The sequence below is a fragment of the Bradyrhizobium sp. AZCC 1719 genome (assembly GCF_036924525.1).
In the GTDB taxonomy this organism is placed as follows: Bacteria; Pseudomonadota; Alphaproteobacteria; order Rhizobiales; family Xanthobacteraceae; genus Bradyrhizobium.
In genome coordinates, this window is the sequence record NZ_JAZHRU010000001.1 from 7,032,225 (window position 1) to 7,056,120 (window position 23,896).

The 23,896-nt window shown below is 60.5% G+C and carries 21 protein-coding genes and 4 pseudogenes; 11 read left to right on the top strand and 14 right to left on the bottom strand.

Translation table 11 applies throughout. The features are described from left to right. Window positions 1–35: 35 nt before the first annotated feature. From V1292_RS33085 to V1292_RS33095, 3 genes are all read left to right on the top strand, one after another. On the top strand, window positions 36–3,149 hold the full coding sequence (locus V1292_RS33085) for an efflux RND transporter permease subunit (RefSeq protein WP_334376744.1): 3,114 nt from the start codon (window positions 36–38) through the stop codon (window positions 3,147–3,149). 188 nt (window positions 3,150–3,337) lie between these two features. Further along, entirely contained in the window at window positions 3,338–4,321 is a 984-nt protein-coding gene (locus V1292_RS33090) for a glycosyltransferase family 2 protein (protein WP_334376745.1), read from the top strand. Between the two features lie 49 nt (window positions 4,322–4,370). Further along, on the top strand, window positions 4,371–5,900 hold the full coding sequence (locus V1292_RS33095) for a hypothetical protein (protein WP_334376747.1): 1,530 nt from the start codon (window positions 4,371–4,373) through the stop codon (window positions 5,898–5,900). A 124-nt stretch (window positions 5,901–6,024) separates the two neighbouring features. Here V1292_RS33095 and V1292_RS33100 read toward each other — a convergent pair whose 3' ends face one another. Further along, the gene (locus tag V1292_RS33100) at window positions 6,025–6,399 is read right to left on the bottom strand and encodes a DUF3363 domain-containing protein (RefSeq protein WP_334376748.1); all 375 of its coding nucleotides are present in this window, start codon (window positions 6,397–6,399) and stop codon (window positions 6,025–6,027) included. A 1,105-nt stretch (window positions 6,400–7,504) separates the two neighbouring features. Between V1292_RS33100 and V1292_RS33990 the strand changes: the two are divergent. Then, a pseudogene (locus V1292_RS33990) lies at window positions 7,505–7,612 on the top strand (PEPxxWA-CTERM sorting domain-containing protein); the annotation flags it as partial. Window positions 7,613–7,889: 277 nt separating this feature from the next. Here the strand turns inward: V1292_RS33990 and V1292_RS33110 are convergent. Further along, on the bottom strand, window positions 7,890–8,120 hold the full coding sequence (locus V1292_RS33110; protein WP_334376750.1) for a helix-turn-helix domain-containing protein: 231 nt from the start codon (window positions 8,118–8,120) through the stop codon (window positions 7,890–7,892). 373 nt (window positions 8,121–8,493) lie between these two features. Here V1292_RS33110 and V1292_RS33115 point away from each other — a divergent pair, with 373 nt between their 5' ends. Then, complete coding sequence (locus V1292_RS33115; RefSeq protein WP_334376751.1) at window positions 8,494–8,655, top strand: hypothetical protein; 162 nt, start codon at window positions 8,494–8,496, stop codon at window positions 8,653–8,655. 141 nt (window positions 8,656–8,796) lie between these two features. Here the strand turns inward: V1292_RS33115 and V1292_RS33120 are convergent, their stop codons facing one another. After that, window positions 8,797–9,102 carry a hypothetical protein gene (locus tag V1292_RS33120; protein ID WP_334376752.1) on the bottom strand — a complete coding sequence of 102 codons (306 nt, stop codon included), beginning with the start codon at window positions 9,100–9,102 and terminating at the stop codon, window positions 8,797–8,799. Window positions 9,103–9,163: 61 nt separating this feature from the next. After that, window positions 9,164–9,406, bottom strand: a pseudogene (locus V1292_RS33125) (PilZ domain-containing protein); the annotation flags it as partial. Window positions 9,407–9,906: 500 nt separating this feature from the next. Between V1292_RS33125 and V1292_RS33130 the strand changes: the two are divergent. The 5 genes and pseudogenes from V1292_RS33130 (at window position 9,907) to V1292_RS33145 (ending at window position 14,447) form a co-directional block, all read left to right on the top strand. Next, a complete protein-coding gene (locus V1292_RS33130) occupies window positions 9,907–11,901 on the top strand; it encodes an acyltransferase family protein (protein ID WP_334376753.1) in 1,995 nt (664 codons plus the stop codon). Between the two features lie 358 nt (window positions 11,902–12,259). After that, window positions 12,260–12,760: pseudogene (locus V1292_RS33135) on the top strand (carbohydrate binding domain-containing protein); the annotation flags it as partial. Between the two features lie 48 nt (window positions 12,761–12,808). Continuing rightward, window positions 12,809–12,931 (top strand): annotated as a pseudogene (locus V1292_RS33995) (PEPxxWA-CTERM sorting domain-containing protein); the annotation flags it as partial. A gap of 249 nt (window positions 12,932–13,180) precedes the next feature. Continuing rightward, window positions 13,181–13,600, top strand: coding sequence for a VanZ family protein (locus V1292_RS33140; protein ID WP_334376755.1), 420 nt, complete (start codon window positions 13,181–13,183; stop codon window positions 13,598–13,600). Window positions 13,601–13,790: 190 nt separating this feature from the next. Next, window positions 13,791–14,447, top strand: coding sequence for a PEPxxWA-CTERM sorting domain-containing protein (locus V1292_RS33145; protein ID WP_334376756.1), 657 nt, complete (start codon window positions 13,791–13,793; stop codon window positions 14,445–14,447). An 89-nt stretch (window positions 14,448–14,536) separates the two neighbouring features. Here V1292_RS33145 and V1292_RS33150 read toward each other — a convergent pair whose 3' ends face one another. The 9 genes from V1292_RS33150 to V1292_RS33190 form a co-directional block, all read right to left on the bottom strand. Then, window positions 14,537–15,157, bottom strand: a complete 621-nt coding sequence (locus tag V1292_RS33150) for an A24 family peptidase (protein ID WP_334376758.1) — start codon at window positions 15,155–15,157, stop codon at window positions 14,537–14,539. Continuing rightward, the gene (locus V1292_RS33155) at window positions 15,154–15,768 is read right to left on the bottom strand and encodes a hypothetical protein (protein WP_334376760.1); all 615 of its coding nucleotides are present in this window, start codon (window positions 15,766–15,768) and stop codon (window positions 15,154–15,156) included. Before V1292_RS33155 ends, V1292_RS33150 begins: the two co-directional genes overlap by 4 nt. Then, complete coding sequence (gspM, locus tag V1292_RS33160) at window positions 15,765–16,373, bottom strand: type II secretion system protein GspM (RefSeq protein WP_334376761.1); 609 nt, start codon at window positions 16,371–16,373, stop codon at window positions 15,765–15,767. Before gspM ends, V1292_RS33155 begins: the two co-directional genes overlap by 4 nt. Then, the gene (locus tag V1292_RS33165; protein WP_334376762.1) at window positions 16,370–17,485 is read right to left on the bottom strand and encodes a PilN domain-containing protein; all 1,116 of its coding nucleotides are present in this window, start codon (window positions 17,483–17,485) and stop codon (window positions 16,370–16,372) included. The genes gspM and V1292_RS33165 overlap by 4 nt, the downstream gene beginning before the upstream one ends. A gap of 290 nt (window positions 17,486–17,775) precedes the next feature. Then, complete coding sequence (locus V1292_RS33170; protein ID WP_334376763.1) at window positions 17,776–18,420, bottom strand: prepilin-type N-terminal cleavage/methylation domain-containing protein; 645 nt, start codon at window positions 18,418–18,420, stop codon at window positions 17,776–17,778. After that, window positions 18,417–18,863, bottom strand: a complete 447-nt coding sequence (locus V1292_RS33175) for a type IV pilus modification PilV family protein (protein ID WP_334376765.1) — start codon at window positions 18,861–18,863, stop codon at window positions 18,417–18,419. The genes V1292_RS33170 and V1292_RS33175 overlap by 4 nt, the downstream gene beginning before the upstream one ends. Next, window positions 18,860–19,300, bottom strand: a complete 441-nt coding sequence (locus tag V1292_RS33180) for a GspH/FimT family pseudopilin (RefSeq protein WP_334376767.1) — start codon at window positions 19,298–19,300, stop codon at window positions 18,860–18,862. Before V1292_RS33180 ends, V1292_RS33175 begins: the two co-directional genes overlap by 4 nt. Beyond that, on the bottom strand, window positions 19,297–20,559 hold the full coding sequence (locus tag V1292_RS33185) for a type II secretion system F family protein (RefSeq protein ID WP_334376768.1): 1,263 nt from the start codon (window positions 20,557–20,559) through the stop codon (window positions 19,297–19,299). Before V1292_RS33185 ends, V1292_RS33180 begins: the two co-directional genes overlap by 4 nt. A gap of 15 nt (window positions 20,560–20,574) precedes the next feature. Then, window positions 20,575–22,356 carry a GspE/PulE family protein gene (locus V1292_RS33190; protein ID WP_334376769.1) on the bottom strand — a complete coding sequence of 594 codons (1,782 nt, stop codon included), beginning with the start codon at window positions 22,354–22,356 and terminating at the stop codon, window positions 20,575–20,577. Between the two features lie 152 nt (window positions 22,357–22,508). On the opposite strand from V1292_RS33190, the gene V1292_RS33195 reads away from it, so the two are divergent. After that, window positions 22,509–23,423 carry a hypothetical protein gene (locus tag V1292_RS33195; RefSeq protein ID WP_334376770.1) on the top strand — a complete coding sequence of 305 codons (915 nt, stop codon included), beginning with the start codon at window positions 22,509–22,511 and terminating at the stop codon, window positions 23,421–23,423. 28 nt (window positions 23,424–23,451) lie between these two features. On the opposite strand, the gene V1292_RS33200 is transcribed toward V1292_RS33195, so the two are convergent. Continuing rightward, window positions 23,452–23,862, bottom strand: a complete 411-nt coding sequence (locus tag V1292_RS33200; RefSeq protein ID WP_334376771.1) for a hypothetical protein — start codon at window positions 23,860–23,862, stop codon at window positions 23,452–23,454. Window positions 23,863–23,896 lie beyond the last annotated feature (34 nt).

The window sequence follows — 23,896 nt, forward strand, 5'->3', positions numbered from 1 at the left end:
GCGCCCGCGCCGCGGCGCCATGGATGAGACTGAGCATGGCGTCGATTTCCGAGCCCTTTATCCGCCGGCCGGTCGGCACCACGCTGCTGGCGATCGGGCTCTTCCTGATCGGCATGGTTGCCTACATGTTCCTCCCGGTCTCGGCGGTGCCCAATGTCGACTTCCCGATGATCCGGGTGTTCGCCAACCGCCCGGGCGCGGACCCCGCCGTGATGGCGGCAACCGTCGCAGCGCCCCTGGAACGGCGGCTCGGCCAGATCGCGGGCATCGAGCAGATCACCTCGACCAGCTCGCTCGGCAACACCAGCATCCAGTTACAATTCTCGATCGGCCGTAACATCGACCGTGCGGCGCGCGACGTGCAGGCGGCGATCAATGCGTCGCTGGTGGACCTGCCGAGCGACCTGCCGGCGCTGCCGCGATTCCGGAAAGCGAACCCCTCGGCGACGCCGATGTTCGTGCTGGCGCTGACGTCAAGGACGCTGACGGCGAGCGCGATGTACGACGTCGCCGACACCGTGATCGCACAGCGCATCTCGCAGGTGCCAGGCGTCGGCGAAGTTACCGTCTCCGGCGCCGACCAGCCGGCGGTTCGGATCGCGCTCAATCCGGTGGCACTGTCGAACGCGGGGATCGCGACCGACGACGTGCGGCTCGCCATCATCAACGCGAATCCGCTGGGGCCGGTCGGGATTTTCAATGGCGGCCGCCAGAGCGAGACGATCTCGACGAACCGGCAGATGCGCACCGCGGCCGAATTCCGCGACGTCATCGTCAAGAGCTCGGCCGGCAATTTCGTCCGCCTGGCCGACGTCGCCGAGGTCGAGGATTCCGTCCGCAACCACCGCTCGATCGCCTGGTTCAACAAGCAGCCGGCGGTGTTGATCCAAATCACCAAGCAAAGCGACGCCAACGTGATCGACACCGTCGACCGCGTAAAAGCCTTGCTGCCTGAGCTGAAGCGATGGCTGCCCTCCGGCCTGGAGATATCGACGTTGGTCGATCGCACCGGCACCATCCGCGCCAGCGTGCTCGATATGCAGTTCACGCTGCTGGCGGCTGCGTTTCTGGTCATGATGGTCGTATTCGTCTTCTTGCGGCGGCTGACGCCGACGATTGCGGCCGGCGTTTCGGTGCCACTGGCGCTGGCCGGCACCTGCGCCGGCATGTGGCTCGCCGGATTCTCGATCGACAATCTGTCGCTGATGGCGCTGGCGATTTCCGTCGGCTTCGTGGTCGACGACGCCATCGTCATGATCGAGAACATGTACCGCAACCTCGAACGCGGGATGGCGCCTTATCCGGCGGCGCTGGAAGGCGCCAAGCAGATCGGCTTCACGGTGCTGTCCATCAGCCTGTCCTTGATCGCAGCGTTCACGCCGCTGATCTTCATGGACGGGATTGTCGGCCGGTTGCTCCGCGAATTTTCACTGACGCTGACCTTTGCCGTCCTGGTCTCGACCGTGGTCTCGCTCACGGTCACACCAATGATTTGCGCGCATTACATCAAGCAGGCCACCTCCAACCGTACGACCTGGTTCGACCGGCTGATCGAGGGCACGCTGTCGCGCGTTGTCGCCTTTTACACCTGGACGCTACGGGCGGTGCTGGGCTTCCCGTTCCTGACCCTGCTGGTGTTCTTTGCGACGATCGCGTTAACGGTGATGCTCTACATCAAGATCCCGAAGGGCTACTTTCCGATCGACGACAGCGGCCTCATCGTTGGCGCCTCGCAAAGTTCGTCGGACACGTCATTCCAGTCCATGACGCGATTTCAGCAACAGCTAGAGGACGTCATCGAATCCGACGACGCCGTCGCCGGGGTCGGATCGATCCTCGGCAGCATGACGGCGAATCGCGGGCTGTTCTTCATCAGCCTCAAACCGCCGCAGGAGCGAGGTGGACTGAGCACTCAAGCCGTGATCGATCGGCTACGCAAGAAGCTGGAAACGATGCCGGGCGTGCGGCTCTACATGTTTGCTGCTCAGGATGTTCGTGCCGGCGGGCGTCAAAGCAGCAGCTCTAATTACCAGTATACGGTTTCAAGCGTCGACGTCGACCTGCTCAAGAAGTGGGCCCCCATCGTCGCCAAGCGCATGGAGACAATCGAAGGCATCACCGACATCTCCACCGACCGCGATGCTGCCGGGCTGCAGCTCACGCTGACGATCGACCGCAACGCCGCCGCCACCCTCGGCGTCCGCGTCAAGGACATCGACGATGCCCTGAACAACGCGTTCGCGCAGCGGCAGATCTCGATCATCTATACCCAGCGCAACCAGTACATGGTGGTGCTGGAGATCGACCCGAAATTCCAGGCTGATCCGTCCAACCTCGAGCGCATCTTCGCGGCCGGCGCCAACGATGCGCAGGTGCCGCTGTCGGCCGTCGTCCGCTACGACCGCGGCCTGGCATCGCTGGCGATCAATCATACCCAGTCGATCCCGTCGGCCACGGTGTCGTTCAACCTCGCTCCCAATGTGCCGCTTGAAGTCGCGATCTCGAATATCCAGCGCGCGGTCGAGGAATTGCACATGCCCGAAGGCATCCGCGGCAGTTTTGAGGGGAACGCCGGCGATTTCAACAAGACCAGCGGACGGCAGCCGCTTCTGATCCTCGGCGCGCTGGTGGCGATGTATATCGTGCTCGGCGTGCTCTATGAGAGCCTGGCGCATCCGATCACGATCATCTCGACCCTGCCGTCCGCAGGCCTCGGTGCGCTGCTGGCGCTGCAGGTGACCAATACGCCGCTGACCGTGATCGCCTTTGTCGGCATCATTCTGTTGATCGGCATCGTCAAGAAGAACGGCATCATGATGGTGGATTTCGCGCTCGATGCCGAGCGCCACCGCGGCCTGTCGTCGGCTGACGCGATCTTCGAGGCCTGCCGCGCCCGCTTCCGGCCGATCCTGATGACGACGATGGCGGCCTTGTTTGCCGGCATTCCGCTGGTCATCGCCACCGGCCCCGGCACCGAGCTGCGCCGGCCGCTCGGCATCACCATCATCGGCGGATTGTTGGTTTCGCAAATCCTGACGCTGTACACGACGCCGGTGATCTACCTTCTGATCGACCGGCTGCGCCGAAGGCTGGGATCCCGCGGCACGCTCTCGCCGATATCGACATCGGTTCCGCCGGCATTGCGATAACGACCGCCAAGATGGAAAGGTTGGTGACTTGCCAGGCCCGACCCGCCCCGGGGATTTTAACGCCACAGGCACAAAGGCCGGCTTTAACGTTTATCCCATTGCATTAAACAAGGCCCCAAAGATGCCTTTTCTTTTCTGATCCGCAAGACTAATGATCGCCGATTGTTTGCACCGATTGGTCTCACACCGTGAAATTGCTCGTTGTTATTGTTAACTACCGCGTCACCCAGCTTGCGATCGACTGCCTGCACTCGGTCGCAAAGGAGATCGCCAGCGTCCCCGGCATCCACGTCGCGATCTGCGAGAACGGGTCGGGTGACAATTCTGCGGGGCTCATTCAGCAGGCAATCGACGACAACGACTGGTCGTCCTGGTGCACCCTCACCACGCTTAAGGTAAATCTCGGATTTACCGGCGGCAACAACGCGATCCTGCGCCCCGCGCTGGAATCGGCAGACAAGCCACAATATTTTCTGCTGCTTAATTCCGATACGATCGTCCGGCCGAACGCATTCAGGGCGCTTGTCGACTTCATGGACCAAAATCCGTACGTCGGCATCGCCGGCAGCCGGCTCGAAGATCCTGACGGAACTCCGCAACGCTCCGCGTTCCGCTTTCAGTCACCGCTCGGAGAACTTGAAGGCAGCCTGATGCTTGGGCCGGTGAGCAGATTGCTAAAGCGTTGGATCGTAGCTCCTCCCGTGGTCGATCATGCTTTCGAAACTGACTGGGTTGCGGGCGCCAGCATGATCATCCGGCGCGAGACGATGGAAGCGACGGGACTGCTCGACGAGGGCTTCTTCACCTATTTCGACGACATCGACTATTGCTTCAATGCCAGAAAGCAGGGCTGGCCCACCTGGTATGTTCCCACAAGCCGTGTGGTCCACCTCGTCGGCCAGTCGACCGGCGTGAACAACAAGCCCAAGCGTTTGCCATCCTATCTTCTGGAAGCTCGCAGGCGTCACTTCCTGAAGAACTACGGCGTGTTTTACGCGGCCATGGTCGACATTTGCAGAATTATAGGCCTGTCGCTCTGGCGGCTGCGGGTCATTCTCACGGGAAAGGAGGACACCACACCTCCTCAGCACCTTTCCGATTCAATCCGGCACAGCGTGTTTTTCAAAGGTTTCAAGGTGACCGACGTCAAGAATCCGGCCTTGACCTCGTGATTTTCAAACCTGATCCGGGATTACGGAAGGCACGTCGGATATCCTGGATATGGCAATCAATGCAGCCAACAATACCTTGCCTTCCGGATTTGATCCGTCAGCTCAGCCATTCCGCCTCCTCGGAATCGATCCTGCCGCAACTGCGTCTGAAATTCAGGCCGCTCTCGGCCGGGCACGAGAGACGCATGTCATGCCGGAGAAAAGTCTGGCGGAGGCATCTGCAGTTGTTCTGGACCCGGTCCAGCGTCTACAGAGTGAGCTCTCCTTTCCTCTCGACAGCACGCCCGATCGCGTCGATCTCTTTTACACCGAACTGTCCACTGACGCCTCCGACGAAGATATTCTGCAAACATCGAGTCAGTTTGCCCCGCTCTCAAAGGCCAACTTCCTGGCACACCACGCGGTTCGTCGCGGCGCCTCCAGCGAACTGCTCTTTGCCCTGATTGACGCGCACAATTCCATCGATGGCATGGAAGTCTATCAAGTCCTGCAGGCGCTCCGACATCGAGCCGGTTGGCCGCCGCCCTCACTGGCGAGTATGAGGGATGGGTTGAACAATCTCCTGAATGCGCATTGCGTGGCCGTTATTGGAGCATACGATCCACTTGAAAGCGCAGCAGAACCGTTGCTGCAGTCCACCCGCCATATCCTCGAAACGCGCGAACGGCCGCTCATCCAAACGCACTCCCTCCTGCTGGAGGCCTATCGGCGCGCAAATGCGCAGATGCGCTCGAAAGCCGATCAGCAGGTCGATAGTGCCAGCCAAGCACTGAGACAAAACCCGGGTGATGCGTCCTCGGTCGAGAGCCTTGCTGAAGCACTGCAGCTCTGGTCCTCACTCTGGGAGCCTCTGCTATTGGCGAACGCGCACGAGGGGATCAGCGACCCGAAAGCGAACGTCACCCCCGATCGCATCTTTGACTTGCTCGGCGATCTCTGCCGCCAACGGCAATACGGTACGGCGCAGCAGGTTCTGGATCACGCACTCGTCGCTTTCGGGTCAATCCCGGATGCGGCTGCACGCTTCGCCGAAGTCGGGGAAATACTGCGCGAAATGCTGCATGCCAGTTCGACCGCTATCATGCAGGACCGGGATCTTGCGGTGTCGGCCGAGAGCAGCCGCTTCCGCCACGTCAAAAAAGCCGCGCTCGCGGCTGCGGTGCTGCTGGTCATGCTTGGCTTGCTGGTGGCGTATCGGACTCTCGACGGGGGAACGGCATTCTCCGTCTCAGCACCCAATCCACCTCAGCCCGCGGCCGAGCCGGAGTTGCTTCCTCCCGTCGGCAAGGGCCAGCGCTTCGCGCGAGAATATGTTCGCTACTGCCGATTTCAGGAAGAACGGCTGCGTGTCGTGAAGCAACAGGTTCGAGGCCCCGAAGACATCCGCGCCTATAACGCGCTTGCCAATGACTACAATTCACGCTGCTCCGATTTCTTCTATCAGGACGAAGACCTGAGGCTGGTGAAGGAGGAAGTGATAGCGAAGCAAAAACTTCTCGAAGCCGACGCCGGGCGCATCCTTTCGACCTGGCGCTGGCGCACGAACACCGTTGGTGTACCGACGACGTCGTCCAAATGAGCTGGAATCGTTCGTGCTGATCATCAGCGTCATAAGCCCCTGATGGTGAGGAACGCCAACGGGTGCGCGCGCAGCGCGGCCTGATGACAGGCTCCGGCCTCGAGAACCAGGCCGCGTCAGTGCGCTACATCCTTCGAGACGCCCGCTCTGCGGGCTGTTTAGAGCCACGCGCCTCGGAGAGCCCCTGATCGGCAAATGCCCCGTGCACGGCCTTGATGACCTCGTTGCGCTCGCCAAGCTGCCGCAGCGTGGCCTCGGTCTTGTCTGCCAAAATCCACCGCCCGTGCTCGATCTCGTTGGTCAGGTCACAGCGCGGAGGGCATTGAAATTGCCGCTTGGCAAATTGTCTAAGTGGGATTAGTCTGATCAAGATTTTAATAAAATTTATAGCATGGGGGAATGTAATGCGTGCATTTAATTCGCCGCGTGGGATGCTGTTTACAGGGATCTTTGCTATTGCCGTTGTGATTGGTGCTTCAACTGTCGCTCGAGCCGACACAATCGTGCAGAATACCCAAACGCCCGGATTTCCAGGTACCTTCAATTTTATTGGATATAATTCTTCGAACGTGGCTTTCGGGCAGCCCGTGGCGTCTCAATTCTTGGAGTTCGGGGGACGATTTCATCCAAGTACATCGCCGACTGCAGATCAAGCGTTCGGAGCCAACACTACAGTTACTGCAACGCAGAATGGTGTCAGTTTTAATGTTCCTTATGCCAATTCCATCCCCGACCCGAATCTTTTCGATAGGAGGATCGCGTACAACCCGAACCTTCTCGGATCGTGGCAGCTCACCGTCAGCAACCCGAACTACACCAACACGCTGATAGTCAATACGGCCGCAATCCAATCAAGCATCGGTGCGCCTCCCTTCATTACGGGAATAGCGATCAGCGGAGCTTCGAACGCAACAACAACCCCGACGATTTCTTGGAACGCGCCGGCCTTCACGCCGCCGGCCGGCTACAATCAGGCGACCAGAATTTTCATCGTCGATCTCAATAACAATAAACAGACCATCTTTAGGGTAGACCTTCCGTCGAGTCAGACCAGCTTTACGATACCCGCTTCGGCCAATCTCTCGCCTAGTGGTCATTACGGCGTTGTTATCCGGGACGACTACCGGATCTCAAGCAATGCGACCACAGGCGCCAGCTCGCACAGCTTTTTCGATTTTCGTCCTAGCGTGATCACACAGTCCAATGGTCCGATCTATTTGCCGGTCTCATCGCTCAATGCAGTTGGTGAAACAGTCTATAGCTTCCACATCGACGTCAGTCATGGGCAGTCCTACAACTTGGATCCGGCCGCCGCGCTGGGTTATATCTTTTCAGTAGGCGTCGGCGATCCGAACTTCGCCAGCGTCAAATTGCCCGACCTCGGCTTGGGGCACCCCTACAGCCTCTATATTTGGAATGGAACCGATTACGTCTTTGCCGCAGATCTCCTCGCCAACACCCTGTTCGATTTTGGCCCGGGCGGCGTCAGCAAGTTTAAGGTCCTGGGCATCGACGCAAGCTTGGGTCTCGACCCCAATAGCTCGACGGCATTTGTGACTCAGGTGACCTTCACGGGCGATGGTGTTTTCAGAGGCACGATGACGGCTATCACTGCCGTTCCCGAGCCTTCCACCTGGGCCATGATGATCCTCGGCTTCGCTGGCCTCGGGTTTATGGCTTATCGCCGTTCGCGCAAGCCCGCGGTGGCATGACTTGCCTTGGCTAATCGCCCGCTTCGCGATCTTGTGCAGGTATCGTTTTGAAGTGAAGGGTCCCAACCGGCGGCGGTGGGACCCTTCGCGATCTATAGGGCGTCGCACTGGGCAAGATGCGACGACGCCGAAGTTCCTGGTGCACTTGACGGCCAGCTACGACGGCATCAGAAAGGGCATGGTGGGCTCGCCATACTCGTTCATGAAGACTGATGAATACCCGTTGTCGAGAGCACCTGTCTTTGCACCCTCGATCGCCGCCCCATCCAGCGTGGACTCAAATTACGGCAAATACTTCATCGCTGTGCTCGATCGGCTTGCGGTTCATAGCGTCGGCGATGACGGTGCCCATCAATAAGCCGTTAGCTCGCAGCGCTAAGCGCTGAATATTGTCCAGCGTGGTGCTGTGTTTCGCATTCTCAATTTCGCTGATTTGATCCTGGGATAGTTCGGCAGCATGCGCCAACTCCTCTTGGCTCATTTGCCGCGCAACCCGTAGCCGGCGCACATATGGCGACTAACTTGCGCCGTATCCGGCAACTGATCGTAACGCTCTCCCAGCTCTGACGCGACGCCGGGTCGGCGAACACATCTTTGCATGATTTGGTCCCGCCGTCCCACCAGGGACTTCGAAGGCCCGCTCACGCCGGAGCGGCTTGGCTTCTCGTCACCCACCTCAGGCTTTTGGCTAGACGCCTCGCCAAGCCCCGAAATTGCTCCACGTTTCTAACTCAGACTCGCAGCCGAGTTCCCGATTTAACCTTTGGCGCTTATATCAAGCTTAACGCGCAAGTTGCGTTGCGAACGCCCCGTAAGAAACTATGGTTGCTTTCGAGCTGCAATATTTAGCCAAATTGATTGCTTGAACCGCGGAGCATTGCGTGAAGCGTCAGCGTTTGAACAAACCCAAAGACGTCCGTGAATTGCCGAAGAAGTCACTGAGCGACCGTTACGCAGAAGTGTTGAGGCTGCGCCAGGCCGTCATCCGGACCCAGGCCGCGCTACGGGCGCCGGCCGGTGTCAATCGGCTTGTCGCGAAATAGCTTCCATGCGTTCAAGCGTAGCCAGATTGACCTATTTGTTTGCCATTGCCGTAGCCATGATCGGCTGGTCGTGGCTGCTGCTGCATAGCCTCGCCTGGGCGTTTGACTTATAGGCGCGTCGCGCCGAATCGAACCGTGCGCTTAATCGCAGACTCTGATCGCTCGATGCCGCCAGCCCCTGACGGTCCAGACCCGGCGCACGACATAGCACACAGCATCGCCGCGATAAGCCCATGGACCGTATTCGGCATACTCGCCATAGCCGAACGGATAGTCGTAGCCGTCGTCGAATGGATGTCCGTAGAGCCGCGCGTAGCCGTAGCTGCCCGGATAGCCAATCCCGCGGAATCCCGGGGCAACGACAAACGTGCCGCCTGCCGCCGCGATATCAGGAACGATCGCAAGCGCCAGACAGAGCGCAAGCAGAGCTGAGTGGGCCTTACGCATATTCCCGCGTCCTCGCGCTGCCCTGCGGAGCGGAATGGTGTGACGGCGCCGTGGCCAGATGGTCGACAAATTGAGCGCCGAACTCGCATCCGATGCGCCATGCCAGTCGGCACAGGCGCGGGCAACCGGTTGAAAGGATCAGCGTGAACTCCGCGGGCACGTCGAGATTTTCAGCGATAACCCGCACGCCGCCTTCAGATATATCCGTGATCGTGCAATCGCGAGGAAGAGAGCCGACCCCCAACTGAATCTTTGCCGCCCCATGACAGGAGCGACGTTCGCTCTTTCGCCGATCCACAAACACCCGACCCCACCCACATTCGTTGATTTTGTCTTTCGGCAATCTTATCGAAAATCCGTTGGACTTCGCCTAAGCGGTCGGTCCGCAATCGATGGTTTCGGTTTGAAGAATGTTTACTCCCGTTCCCGGGCGGCGACTCCGTCCCACATCTCCAGGTAACGTTAAGATCCAACTACCTCGAAAGTAGCCCCGAACCGATGCAAGGTGGCAGAATGAAAAGGCACAGCTACCATGGCACGGCATTGCGACGACCTGTGTTGCGGTCGTTCAGCAGATGGCATCGCACCTGCAACGGGTCATTCAAACCGCCCACAATCTACGGCAGATTTCGGATGGATTTGTTTTCAGAAAGCAATTAAAAATGCGGGGTCTCCCCGACTAGGCTTGATGCCATCGCTGATTCGGATGACGAGCGCACCATCGGCAGCCGCACTGACGTGGGCCATTCGATCCTTAAGACTCTACTCGACCAATCCTCATTTTCGAAGCCCACGCATCCGCCAATGAAGACATTTTCTCGTTCATTCATATTCGACAGCAAGCCCATGCCCGCCGATCGCGAACGGGATGATCGCTACTTTCCGGCCATCGACGGATTGAGGGGAATCGCCGTCCTGATGGTCCTGGTGTTCCATTTTGACTTGCTGGAATCGGTCCATGGCGGATTCACAGGCGTCGACGTCTTTTTCGTGATCTCAGGATTCTTGATCACGTCGATAATCACCCGGCAAATCAACGCCGGCTCATTCCATCTTGGCAGATTTTACTTGAATCGTATTCGCCGTCTGGCGCCTGCGCTCCTTGCCACACTCTTCATCGTTATTCTGGCGGGTTTTGTCTGGCTTTATCCATCCAGTTTGATCGAACTATCGAAGCAGGCATTCGTAGCGCAAACTTACGTTGCCAATATCTATTACTGGAGAACTGTAAATTATTTCGGCATCGATAGCAGCTCAGCCTTCCTGCTACACACATGGTCGCTCGCCGTCGAAGAGCAATTCTATCTGATCTATCCCCTCTTTCTTATCGTGGCCTACCGATACGCGAGGCGCTACGTCTGGCAGATCATACTTTCTATTTTTATTCTATCATTTTGCCTGAACATATCTTTTGTTCAGGTTAAGCCAGAAGCTACTTTTTATCTCTTGCCGACGCGCGCCTGGGAATTGCTGCTGGGAGCGTTGATTGTATGGCTGCGCACCCGATTCATGTTTCGGCCGCTGGTTAGCCAAATTGCAGGTTTCATCGGTGTCGGTCTGATCGCTTGGGGCCTGCTCGGCTATCAAAAAGCCTTCTATTTTCCTGGCTATTTTGCCCTGCTGCCGACGATCGGCGCGGCACTCGTAATCCTGGCATCGACCGGTCAAACAACGCTATTCTCAACTTGCATGAGCAATGCGGCGGCCACCTATATCGGCAAAATTTCCTACCCGCTGTACCTAGTGCACTGGCCAGTCCATATCTTTGCCGCGCGGCTCATGGCGGAAAGTTACAATAAGCCGGCCAAATGGTTCGCGTTTGCGCTCTCGCTGGCGATTGCATCCCTTATTTTTCACATGGTCGAAGAGCCAGTTCGCACAAACCGCATTTTAAGGTCGGCGCGGTCCTTGCGCACCGGCTATCTGGCTGGGATTTCGGCAACGGCCATCGTTTGTTTCTGCATCTACGCAGGGAACGGCCTCCCACAACGTTATGCTCCCGAGGCAATCAAATTGGCCGGCTTTGCCGCCGACAAAACCGGCGAACTTACTTGCCAATTCAAGACAGGCAAAATCGATCTTGCCAATTTTTGTAGGATTGGCGCGGCCGACACGAAGCCGACCTGGCTGATCTACGGGGACTCTCATGCATGGGCTGCCTATGGAGCTTTCGACAAGTGGCTGAGCGCGAGTGGACAATCCGCCTTCTTTATCTTTCGGCACTCCTGTCCACCGCTGCAAGGAATTCATCTCGTGCATAACCCCGGCTGTTTTGAGTTCAACAATGAAGTGCTTGACTTCCTCAACAGGTCGCCGGAGATCAAGAATATATTGCTGGTCTCAACGTGGTTGCAGGCGCGAGGGGGATTTCTCACCACCTCGGAAACGATGACATTGCCCAGGGTAGAATCGATCGCCCTATTCAAACGGCAGTTTCTGGCAACAGTCGCCAATCTAAAACAAATGGGCATGCGCGTTGTGATATGGGAGCCTGTACCAGGCGCAAAGCAAAACGTTCCTGAGGCGCTAGCCAAGGCCTACCCCAAGAGGCCGCTTCCCCAATCGTTAGAGTTCACAAGCCAACAATACCAATCAACGTTCGACTTTTTCTTCGAAGCCCTCGAGCAAAGCAGGCCACAGATAGACGCGACCGTTTCACCTTCCAAGGTTCTTTGCCTAACAGGTTCCTGTTCGGCGACGATCGAAGGGCGACCGGCCTACTTCGACAATAGCCACCTAGCCGCGTCAGCCTCCGAGTTTTGGTCTCGTTTTTTAACGATTTCGATCCCCCCGCAATAACTTGCACGTCTGTGCGGGATGGCTGCCAGGCGAACATGGCAGCCACCGCGCGGGGTTGATGGCGCCATAAGGTGGAAAAACTTTAATTGCGCCTTGAAAAATGGTCTAAATTTTGAATAATATTTTTCCGAGACAGGTTTCGTCATTCCAGTGGAATATCTCCATCGACATTGGATACCCGCCGAGGCCGAGGAATTAGGTGACCCAGCTAGGATTTGCCGTAGAATTTCCCCTAGTTAAAAAATGGACAAAACTGGCAAAAAAACTGATGGACGAATGATTGGAATTTTGTCCACCGCGGTTGACTTGGCTAGAATTCGCAGATATTAATATTTTATTAAATTCCAGGAGTGAAAAAATGAATAGGCTGCTCAATTTAACTGGCGCTGTATTATTTGGCGTTCTCCTTCAGAGCGGCGCCTCGAAGGCGAACGTGGTTCAAAACAGTGGCTTTGAAACGGGGGATTTCACCAATTGGACGGTGAATGCCGGCAGTGACGTGACCTATCAGCCGGTCGTCATTGCATATAATCAGGCTAGCCCCTATCCCACCGGTGCGTTTGGAGAGATAATCCCCACGGCACCCAATGGGGGCAACTATGGTGCTTATTTCGTTGCGGACAATGCCTTCCAATCGATTTCCCAGGCGATCAGCCTGACGCAAGGTCAGAGCTACCAGGTGAGCTTCGAGGTTTACTCCCCCAACAATGGCCGGCGTAACGCATTCGATGCCACGCTCCAGTCGAACGTGGACGGCGTGCTCTCCCCGCTCTTCACGGCCCATACTTTGGCGAGCGGATGGACTATCTACTCGGCTATTTTCTCGGCGAGCGCCGGTCCCTACAATTTCGCGCTGAATTTCCACGGACAGGGCATTCCCGCGGGAGACTTTGTGGTCGATGAGCTAACAGTGGCGGCTGTCCCTGAGGCATCGACCTGGGCGATGATGATCCTGGGCTTTGTCGGCGTTGGCTTTCTGGCCTATCGCCGCCGGGAAACACCGAAGAAGATCGGCTTTCGTCTCGCTTGATGATTTCAGCCTTGCTCAAGTTAGAAGCCGCCCAACTGGGCGGCTTCTTTTTTGCGAATCGCGAGGTGAAGTTAAATTCTTGGTCAGGAGGCAGTATTGTTTAATTTCCACAGCAGCCCCTTCAATTAAATTAACAATTAACAAAGAGTGCACGCGTAACAGACTGATACGGCAAGCGAAATCATTCATTCCGGTGTTTCGCCACAGTAAGGTTAAGCAGCCGATTCATTCGCGCGAAAGCGAGCGCCGATGCACAAGTCCGGTATGGACCGGGAGATCGTCACCAAGCTAATTGCGATAGCAGCATGGATCACGATCATCGCGATTGCTTATGCCACGCTGACGCATGTCGGCTTCGTCTATGCCATCTATTTCAAGCTTTCGCCGTATCTGATGCGCCCGGCAATGCAAACCTATGCGCATCTCGAGCACGTTATCGCATTTGCCATTCTCGGCGCCCTCTTCGGATTCGCCTATCCTCGGCGCCTGATCCTTGTCTGCTGCATCGTTTTCGGCGCCGCGGCGCTGCTGGAGACACTGCAGACCGTGACGCCGGACCGGCATGGCACATTGATAGATGCGCTGGAGAAAATGGCGGGCGGCGCGGCCGGTATTCTATTCGCAAGGACTGCCCGGCGGTTATGGTCGGCCAAGGACCGACCATCCTGAGATTAACAACCTCGCTATTAAATCCATGGGCACCGGATCCCTGGGCACCGGATCAAGATTTGTCCAGTTCCGCAAGGCGGAATGGGCGCGGCAATTTCACGTGCAACGAAGGGTTATCCCCACCCTAGATTGACTCAAATTAAAGGAATGAGTTTAAGGAGAGTACAACGATTAATAATTGGGGGGAATCATGCGGTTTTCATCGCTTGGATTGATTGGTCTGGGGGCCGTGCTTGCGTTGACGTCGTTTGTCAGCAGCGCCTCGGCTGTCGTCACGTTTAATCAGGATCTGGCGTCGGGCTGGACCCAGGGGTCCGGCACCAGCAACGGCCATTTCGCGGTCGACACAGAGGACAATGGGGTTGAGCTCGGGTTGCGTGCCTCCATTCGATTTGTCGGGCCGATCACGCCGACAGGAAATCTGTACATCGCTCCGGCGGGCAACTCATCCGGCAAGGCGCTGTGGAATTTCGAGTTCTCGGTCAATCCCGGCTCGCTGGTGGGCACCCATTCGTTGCTGACGATTACCGGTCCCGGCGGGATATTGCAGTTCGATCCGCAGATCATATCGGACAATACGCCGATCGGCGGCCCCCTCTATCAGAACAGCGAAAACCTCGCTTTCGCTTTTCTGGGAGGCCCGTTGAATTTCAATCCCAATGTCTCCGGCGTTTACACCTTTGATCTCAAGCTCTTCAGCGCGAACGACCAGCTCCTGGGCGACGTGTCGATCCAGGTCAATGCCGTTCCCGAGCCATCGACCTGGGCGATGCTGATTCTGGGCTTCGCCGGCATTGGCGTAATGGCCTATCGCCGGAAAACGCGGCCGGCCGTGCTGGCAGCCTGAGCCCAATCTTCGTCAATGATGCGAAAGGCCGCCTCGGGGCGGCTTTTTTCTTGGGCCCGATGCGGTACCTCCCCGAAAATCGCCGACCACTAAACCGCCTGCTGGCCCAAAACCCAGATCCACCAGAGGCCGATGGCAAGATGAGGCCCGAACGAGATCGCCTGCTTGCCATGAAGGTCATGCCCTTCGGATCGCAGGATCAGCAGGCTGACGAGGGCGGAGGCTACCGCGATCAGCAGCAACCCGGGAATGCCTTCCGCGCCGATCCAGAGGGTGCCCGCTGCGACAAGCTTGACGTCGCCGAAACCGAGGCCGTCATAGCCCCGCAGCCAACGATAGCCGGCGCGGAACAGGGCCGTGGCCGCAAAGACCAAGGCAGCCTCAAATCCACGCCACCAGAAGTCTGCCGCGCCCCACAGATAGGCCTGTAGCGCCCCGCCGACGGCCAGCGCCAGGACCAGGCTGTCCGGAATGATGCCGTAGCGGCCATCGATGGCGCATACGGAGGCCAACAGAACGACGAGGTAGCAACCTGCTACGGCCGGCAGCGCCCACCCGGGATCATCTGCAAGGCTGATGGCGAGCCAGACCGCGCCCGCTATCAGGCCCCACGCCACGACGACGTATTGCCGCCCTGCCCGGCGCCACGCCAGCGCTTCGCCGAAAAAGCGGCTGGCTCGCTCGCCGGTCTTGCGAAGCGAGCGTATCATCTCCCGCTCGCATGAAGGGGAACGGTCAGCTTCTCGCCCTGCCCCTCCAACACGACTTGCTCCGGCGTAACCACGGCGACGCGCCAGCCGTCGATCTGCCCGTTGACCTCAACCCACACACCCACCGGGCTTTGCGTCGTGATCAGGAACGCCTTCGCCACCCCATCGCTCATGAACACCCCTTTCAGAGTGATTCCCGAATCCAACGCCGCCATGGGCGGCGGGGGCGGTGCGGAGGCCGGCTCGGCCGCGACAAAGACCTGCCGATTCCGAGAGAACAGCGGGCGCTGGATGATATTCTCAAAGCCCGCGGCGGCCCGCGCATCGGAAGCCTTGGCGGCCGGCCCGCTTCTGCCAAACCACATCGGGGCCGTGACCGTCGAAAGCTCGAGCGAAATCACCGCGCTTAGGGTGATCACGCAGACCAGCCCGATCCAGACCGCAAAGCCGACGATGAGAACGCGCGTCGCAGGCCGTAGCGCCGCCAATTCGCTTCGGCCGGGCAGCTCGACCCGCCCGAGCATGGCGGCGAGCGTGCGGGCTGCGAATTGCCGCGGCGAGCCGGTTATGCCTGCCAGCCGAAGCTGAACCATCTGAGCCAACGACGTCATGGCGTCCGCTCCACTACGGCCGATCGGCGGCCGGCTTGCTGGCCGTCCACCGCCCGGTCACCGGGAGGTTGCGAACCGTCGCGGATGGCGCCCTGAACCCTGAGCTCCGCCCTGATCGGACCATCCTCCCCATCCGCCAGGCTGCGGAACGAGGCGGTGGAGACAAACAACAACGGTGTCTGGTTCTCGATGGTGAAGATCATGTCGCGAATGGCCTTCAACGGCCCTTCGAGCTCGACGCTGACGGCGATTATGTGCAGCGGCTGCGACCGGCCGCCCTGCAAACCACGGATCGCGAGCAGATTGACACCGGCATTCGCCGCCATCGACTTCAGGCTGGCCTGCAGATCGGCGCTGGCAACGCGCTCTTCGCCACCGGGCAGGAAGGGATCACCGGACCGCCCCACGCTGCCGGCCGACTTCTTTGCCGCGCGCGTCACGTTCTGGAAATGCGCAAGCTGCGCCGCATTATCCGAAATCTCTTCGCCCCTCTCGGCAAAGTGGGCCAGGATCGGCGCGACGAAGAAGATGACTACGAAGAGGATGGCGGCGGCGTTGAAGGCCAGGAACGGCGTCCCGCGCGCCAATTTCAGGTTCTGAATCATGGCGCGGTCCGGGGTCTTGCGGCCGGCCGCACCGCACGGGCGCCGCGCAGCTTGAACGCAATGCTAAAGCGCTCCTTGCGTTCGTTCGCATCCGGCGTGATCGCGGACGTCAGGGTCGCGCCAGAAAACAGCGGCGACTGGTCGATGAGGCGAACCAGCCGCGCGGCATCCGCCGAAAACCCTGACAGCGTCACCGTTCCGTCGGCAATGCGGGTCTCGGTCAGAAACGTATGATCGGGCAGAATGCGCGACAGCTCATCCCACACGGCGAGAATGCCGGTCTCGGCCTTCATCGCGAACAAACGCGCCGCCGGATCCATGCCGTCGCGACCGCTTTGGGCGGATTGCCGAGCCGCGACAAGTGCCGTCTCCACCGCCGCGGCGACGCTGGCCTGGCGCCACTCGAAGACGACCAGTCCAAGCACGACGGCCCCGAGCGCGACGAGGGCCAGCAACCGAACCGCCCGTAGCGCCCAGGCAGGATCTTCGTCGCTGGCGGCGCGGAACGTGATGACGGGCACGGCCTCGCCGCCGGCGTCTGCCACCGCCAGACAGTCGACATCCCGCGACGTCAGGCCGAGTTCCGACAACGCCGCCTCAGCGCGATCGCGCCGGATGATCCAGTGGCACATCGGCACGACGCCGTCGGATTCCCCGCCGACAGCGGTTGCCGCATGCCATATGTCCGAAAGCTGGAACGGCGTTCGCCGCACGATGTCCTGGTCTAGGATCCTGGGCAGGGCGCCAAAGGCCGCCTTGGGCACGCTCAACTCACGCAGAAAGAACAGCTCGCGCGAAATCACCGGCGCGACCGTCGTCGCTTCCCGCGACACGCCCTGCCCGGCGAGCCACTGTTCGAGTGCGGCCGCGTTGAAGTGAGACGATGGAATCCTCGTTTCCGCCGGACCGGCTGCAGACGTCAGGCGACAGGTGATGCCATCGCCATCCCGCCAAAGCATCACCTGCGGCCTTGTCTCGCCCTCGGCCCATATGCGCCAGCGCGCAGGAACCGCATCGCGCAAGCCCGACAGCCACCACTGCGCAAAACCCTGACCCCACGCCGCAAGGACGTGGAGGCCACCGGCGCGGGCTGGCAGATTGGCAACAGACATGATCGTCACATTCGATTCGAATGGACGAAGCCTATTTACTAATTCTTTACGAAGGGTAACGAGCCGCCCAGCCCAATGCTGCGTTGACCGCCCAAACGAAATATCGAAAACAACCCCATGCAAAGTAGCTGTCAACGACCCGGCCTGGCAGGCGATCGACTGCTAATCTCATTGGGCTCCAGCCCGGTCGCGTGAGGCTTCGGCCGCGCCTCACGGCCCGCTTTAACTGCATTCAATTGTCGGCTCATCTTGTTGTTCGGGCACGATGTTCCGAAAAAATCGGTCAGGCATTAGCCCTGGCGTAGCGCCACGACGGTGGCGGGCTCGTTGCGCCGTTCGTCCTCAAATTCAATCCGGATTGAAACCAGATCCGGCAGTCGCTCGGCGCGACCCCACTCCGTCCGCCAAGCCGGTTTTGCTTTCGTGTCCATGGCGCCGAAATACCCAAGGCGAATTTCGCGCACGCCGCTGAGCACCACGACACGAGTCGATGAAGGTTCGGGATTCTCCTTCGAGAGAGTCCCCTTAAGCAGGACGAAATCAACGACGAGATCGCCGCCGCTTTGCCGCAAGACGATCTTGTGCGGCCCACCCCGCAGCGAGCGCCCCTCGCTCAGTCCCACGAACGATAGCCCCTGCGGACGGCCATCGAACCCGACGGCATCTTTCGGACCTTCCCCGTCAAACCGGGCCGGAAGCGCCGACCCGACCAGCGAAGCCACGGTCTGGATCGCAGCACTGGTTTCACTTCCGATCTCGCTTACGCGATCGGCGCCGAAAGCCTTCCGTGCCATCGACAATCCACCGGCCAGGAAGCCGGTCAGGATCGCCAGAATGGCCAGCGACAGCAGCAACTCGATCAGTGTGAGTCCCTGCTCGCCCCTTCTGCGGGCAGCGACGCGAGAGATCAACCGGTTGCGCAACCCCGGAGTCATTGTCTCGCCTCCGCCGCAAGCTTCAACGCCGCGAGCCTGGTGGCGGTGCCGTCCGGCGCCTCAACGGCTATTTCAACCCAGAACGACTTCAAGGCACCTGTTGCGGGCGCCGGCCGAGCACCTTGTGCCGGACGCGTGTCGCCGGTGGCACGAACTTCGGTGACGGTCTGCCGCCAGCGATATTTGTTCGCGATCAAGCCTTCGCGGTATCCCGGCGCAAGCGCCTCGGAAACCCCTGCCGCTTCTAGACGAGACTGCGCCACCCGCAGCGCGGCGCGGTTGAGCTGCGTGCGCGCATCGGAGCGCATCGCCACCACCACGCCCGTCGATATCGCACCGAGCCCCAGCGCCAGGATGACAAAGGCGACGAGGATTTCGATCAGCGCAAATCCGCGCTCGGCGCGGCGCCTGATAAACGCTCGCCTGGATCGCGCGCCCATCATTGGACCAACCTGGGCTCGCCGGTCAGCCAGTTGACGGCAATGCGCGCCGACCGTCCGTCCAGCGTCAGCGCGATCTCGCCGCCGGACGATTGGCCGTCCGGATAGAATCTGATGCCGCCGAGATCGCCGGAACGCTCCGTCTCGGCAACCACGACTGCGGCAGTCATTCCGCGCGGCAGATTGTGCATGGAACTAGGCAGGCCGAACCGGCCTTTCTCCACATCGATCCTGAACAGCGTCTCGGCATTGCTCGACATCGCCTGCGCGCGGGCGAGCTGAAGCGTAGCGGTGACGGAGCGCGCCGTGACGGCAACGCGCGTGGCCGCGGCTTTCGGTTTGGCGGAGAGCGTGCCGGCCAGAACCAGCCCGATGATCCCGATGACCACGAGCAATTCGGCCAGCGTGAATCCGGCTGATGACCGTGCGGGGCGTTTCATTGGAAGGCGAGATTGTTGATCGACAGCACGGCGCTCATCACATGCATGATGAGCCCGCCAATGCTGCCGCCGATGACCAGCGTCAAAGCCGGTGTCAACAGCCCGACCATGCGCTCGATGCGCCGCTGCAGGTCGGCCTCGATCACGCTGGCCACCTGAATGAGCATTGGGCCGAGCTGACCGGACTCCTCGCCGACGGCGACAAGGCGAAGCGAGGCCGGCGGCAGCAGACCGTCCCCCTCGAAGGCACGGTGCAGCGGCGTGCCTTCCGGAACGCGCTTGATGGCGCTCTCATAGAGCGCATTCAGGTGCCGGTTGGTGACGAGCGCACGCGCCGTCTGCATCGCCGACATCAGCGGCACCCTTGCAACCAGCAGCGTGCCGAGCGCCCGCGCAAAGCCGCCGGCTTCGCGGTTTTGAATGAGCCGGCCAACCACAGGCAGCGAGCATTTCAACCGATCGGCACCGAGCATGATCTCGGGATTTTGCTTCGCCTTGCGCCACAACACGAAACCGGCGGCACCGAACAGACCGGCTGCGAGCAAGACGATCAGCCAGTTGTCCTGAACCTCCTCGAAGAAATGCAGGATGCCCGGAAGCGGAAGGCCGGCGTCGATGAAGATCGGCGATATGCTGGGTATCAGCACGAAGACAATGACGATCACCGACACCAGCGACATCAGGATCAGGATCAGGGGATAGACCAGCGCCGAGGCGATCTTGTTGCGAATTTCGAGTCGGCGCGCCAAGAGCTCGGCGATCTGAGTCAACACCTGCCCGGTAACCCCTCCGGCTTCGCCGGCGGCCAGGATGGCCCGGTAGTCCGAGGGGAACACGTCCGCTCGCTGCGCCATCGCTTCCGAAAGCTGCAATCCCCCCAGCACGTCTTTGAGAAGTCCGTTGGCAAGGCGGACGGTTTTCGGCGCGGCGCCTGGCCCCGCGATGATCCGGAATGCGGCATCGAGCGTCAGGCCGGAATTGATCAGCGACGCCAGTTCAACCGTAAAGGCCGTCAGCTCTTTCAGGCTGAAGCGGTTTGATTGAACGAGCTCCCGCTTCCAGATCGAGGTTTCCGTCTCTTGCGAGGCCGACGCCGGGTTCGGTCGTTCCGCGGTCTGGTCGGTCACGCCGTAGGTTTCGAACGGCGTCAGCCCCGAGCCGTAGAGCGCGTCGATCGCCGCCTCGCGGCCATCGGCTACGATCGTCCCTGCGGTGACGGCGCCCCGCTCGGTGTAAGCCTTGTAGTGAAAGGTTGCCAAGGGCCGGTGCTCCCTTTACGACGCGCGGGTGACGCGAAGGACTTCTTCGAGCGAAGTCTCGCCGGCCCCGACCTTCACCAGGCCATCTTCGTAGAGTGTGTGAAAGCCTGCTTCGCGCGCAAGCTGCTCGACCGCGCGCTGGTCCTGGCTCCTTCTTCCGATCGCTTCGCGGATGCTGTCGTCGATGACCAAGAGCTCCGATATCGTGGTGCGGCCGCTATAGCCGGTATTGCCGCAGGCCTCGCAGCCGACCGGCTCGCGGCTGTGTGACCAATCCACTTGCGGATGGGCGGCTATCGCCATCTTCAGCTTGCCATGCGCCCGTTCGCTGGCGCTGTGCGGCCGCGCGCAGGCGGGGCAAAGCTTTCTGACCAGGCGCTGCGCCATCACGCCTGCGATCGTCGAGGCGAGAAGGTAGCGCTCCAGTCCGATATCGATCAGGCGCGTGATCGCGGCAATCGCGCTGTTGGTGTGCAGGGTCGAAAACACCAGATGGCCGGTCAGCGCTGCCTGGATGGCGATGCGCGCGGTTTCGAGGTCACGGATTTCGCCGATCATGACGATGTCCGGATCCTGGCGCAGGATCGAGCGAAGCGCCGTTGGGAAGTCGAGACCGATCTGCGGCTGGACCTGGATCTGGTTGATCCCGGAGAGCTGATACTCGATCGGATCTTCCACGGTGAACAGTTTTAGCTCGGGCCGGTTGAGATCCTTCAGGGCGGTGTAGAGCGTCGTCGTCTTGCCGCTGCCGGTCGGGCCGGTGACGAGGATGATGCCGTTGGGCAGCGCCATCAGGCGACGGAGGCTTTCCTGCGTCCTGCCGTCGAGCCCGAGCTTGGTGAAATCCAGCTCCACCCGGGTCCGATCGAGGATTCGCATGACAACGCTTTCGCCGAACACCGTCGGCAAGGTCGAGACGCGGATATCGATCTCGACGCCGCGCACCACCGTCTTGATGCGGCCATCCTGCGGCAGCCTCCGCTCGGCGATATCGAGCTTGGCCATGATCTTCATGCGCGTCGTCAGCGCTGCCCGCAGCGCCGCAGGCACCAGGCGCTCCTGCTGCAAAAATCCGTCGATGCGGTAGCGAACGGCCACCGCATCACGCCCGGGCTCGATGTGCACGTCGGATGCGCCGCGCTCGACAGCTCTCGCAATGATCTGGTTCACCAGCCGGATGACCGGTGCTTCGTTGGCGATATCGCGCAAGCGCTCGACATCGAATTCACTGCCGTCGTTGCCGGCGATCGCGATGCCGTCGGTTTCCTCGGCGTGCGTCTCGGACGTCGCGTCCTGATACAGCGTCCGCAAGGCGCGCTCGATTTCCGCCGGAGCGATCACGGCGAGATCGACGCGCACGTCGAGCATGTAGCTGATGGCCTTGGCGGCCTCGTCGACGAAGGGATCGGCGGTGGCAATCAAGAGGCGCCGGCCGTCGAACGAGATCGGCAGGATCCGGTTGGTCTTGAGGAAGGAGAGCTGCAAGCGATCAGCTAGAACAGGTCGCGTCGGGATATCCGCCGGCTCGATCAGCGGCAGGCCGCAATAGGTGGCGTAGGCCTGACAAAGGTCGGCCTCGGAAATCAGGCCGAGCTTGACCAGCACGAGGTCGAAGCGCTCGGAGGCCGCGTCGGCGGCCCGCCGGGCCCGGCCGATGGCGGCGGGATCGACCAGATCCTTGCCGAGCAGAAGGTCGGAAAACGCCTGCGCGAAGCCGGCGTCTCTTGGACCCGGCCATTCCGTTCCCCGGCTCAAAGGTGTGGCCGGGCGCAACAATTGCTGGATATCGAATGACATTCGCGCTCGGCGGTCTCGCGGGGGTCAGCGTCGGCGCGATTCTAGGAGGTTTTGATTAACCAAAGCTTTGACGCTTTGTTTGCCATTCCTGCGTAAATATCGGCCGAAGACGCAAGATCAGGCCGCCTGTCCGGCCCCCAGCAAGGCTTCCCGTGGCAAACCGGCCAGAGGCTCGAACGAACCGATTTGCCGTCCCTGGCCGGCCGGAACGCCTCGCCCTGCCCCGCCGCAAGACCAGCCAATCGGGCTTCGCGCTGGTTGCCGTGATCTGGACGCTGGGCCTGATTACACTGCTGGGAATGGCCGTCATCGTCGGTGCGCGTTACCGCACCAAGACATCGTCGAACTACGCCGCGGTGGCCGCGGCTGAGATGGCGGCAGAGAGCGCCGTCAACCTGACGATTGCTACGGCGCTCGGGGCAACGCCCGATCAGGGCGTTAATTTTCCGTTGCGTTGCCGATTGCCTGGCGGCGAACGCGCCACGATCACGGTTGAAGAAGAGACCGGAAAGATCGACCTGAACACGGCGAGCCCTGCCGCGCTGACGCGCTTCTTCACCGCGCTCACGGGCGATCAGTCGAGAGGCACTCGCATCGCCGCGCACGTCGTCGAATTCCGCAATCCAAAGGCGCAAGCCGCGCCGGCTACCAAGCCGGCTGAAGCACGCTTCACGACCGTGATGCAGCTCGATCAGATCGACGGCATGTCGCCCCGGCTGTTTCGGACAGCGCTTCGCCATGTCACGGTTCGCTCCGGACGGCCTGAGCCCGACATGGACGCTGCTTCTCCCGCTACGCTCAGGTTGCTAAACGTCCAGCCGAAGCAGACTCCCCGCAAACGAGGGTTGCCCGCGGGCGGCAGCATCACCATCCGCGCGGATATCAGCGCCGCAGACGGCACGCGCTTCATCCGCGAGGCGCTGGTCTCACTGGAAAGCGGCAACGGGCGTCCCTTCGTGATCCGCGAGTGGCGGCGCGGGGATATCGATCCATCCAGCGCGCGGCAGCAGCACCCCCAGGGCACCGCGCGCGCATGCCTGCGCGTTCGCGACGCGGCGGCAAGCTGATGCACCGCATCGACGATAAAGCCGCAGACTAGCCTTTGGAATTGAGTATGACCGGCGGCGGCAGAGGTGGCACCGGCGGAGGCGGCGGACGGACCGAGCCTTCGAGCTTCAGACGCTCCTCGACGACGGCGGGACCGGGCTCCATCACGGTGCAGCCCTTGTAGCGCTGCAGATCGGCGAGCGCGTCGAGCCGCCTGCGCTCATCGATGAGCTGCTTGGGCGCATCCAGCGGATATCTTTCGTAGCCGTAGCCGGCCAAGGGGCCCACCGCCAGCCAATACTCCAGCCGGGCGGCGCGCCGCGCCGCGTAGCGAAAGGACGCAGCGATGCCGCTGCAGCTCATCGATTCATCGACGGGCAGGATGGCATAGGGCGGCGGCGGCTCGATCGGATAGGCATAGGTCACGCAGCCCGCCAGCGAGCAGGCCATGCTCGACAACAGCCAACAGTTTCTCCAACAAGTGGCCGCTCGG

Bases quoted from the DNA above. Each gene is read 5' to 3' on its own strand.
- V1292_RS33175 (WP_334376765.1), bottom strand. From the start codon at position 18,863: ATGATGGGCGCGCGATCCAGGCGAGCGTTTATCAGGCGCCGCGCCGAG.
- V1292_RS33150 (WP_334376758.1), bottom strand. From the start codon at position 15,157: ATGATACGCTCGCTTCGCAAGACCGGCGAGCGAGCCAGCCGCTTTTTC.
- gspM (WP_334376761.1), bottom strand. From the start codon at position 16,373: ATGATTCAGAACCTGAAATTGGCGCGCGGGACGCCGTTCCTGGCCTTC.
- V1292_RS33130 (WP_334376753.1), top strand. From the start codon at position 9,907: ATGAAGACATTTTCTCGTTCATTCATATTCGACAGCAAGCCCATGCCC.
- V1292_RS33155 (WP_334376760.1), bottom strand. From the start codon at position 15,768: ATGACGTCGTTGGCTCAGATGGTTCAGCTTCGGCTGGCAGGCATAACC.
- V1292_RS33145 (WP_334376756.1), top strand. From the start codon at position 13,791: ATGCGGTTTTCATCGCTTGGATTGATTGGTCTGGGGGCCGTGCTTGCG.
- V1292_RS33120 (WP_334376752.1), bottom strand. From the start codon at position 9,102: ATGCGTAAGGCCCACTCAGCTCTGCTTGCGCTCTGTCTGGCGCTTGCG.
- V1292_RS33165 (WP_334376762.1), bottom strand. From the start codon at position 17,485: ATGTCTGTTGCCAATCTGCCAGCCCGCGCCGGTGGCCTCCACGTCCTT.
- V1292_RS33180 (WP_334376767.1), bottom strand. From the start codon at position 19,300: ATGAAACGCCCCGCACGGTCATCAGCCGGATTCACGCTGGCCGAATTG.
- V1292_RS33140 (WP_334376755.1), top strand. From the start codon at position 13,181: ATGCACAAGTCCGGTATGGACCGGGAGATCGTCACCAAGCTAATTGCG.
- V1292_RS33095 (WP_334376747.1), top strand. From the start codon at position 4,371: ATGGCAATCAATGCAGCCAACAATACCTTGCCTTCCGGATTTGATCCG.
- V1292_RS33085 (WP_334376744.1), top strand. From the start codon at position 36: ATGGCGTCGATTTCCGAGCCCTTTATCCGCCGGCCGGTCGGCACCACG.
- V1292_RS33170 (WP_334376763.1), bottom strand. From the start codon at position 18,420: ATGACTCCGGGGTTGCGCAACCGGTTGATCTCTCGCGTCGCTGCCCGC.
- V1292_RS33190 (WP_334376769.1), bottom strand. From the start codon at position 22,356: ATGTCATTCGATATCCAGCAATTGTTGCGCCCGGCCACACCTTTGAGC.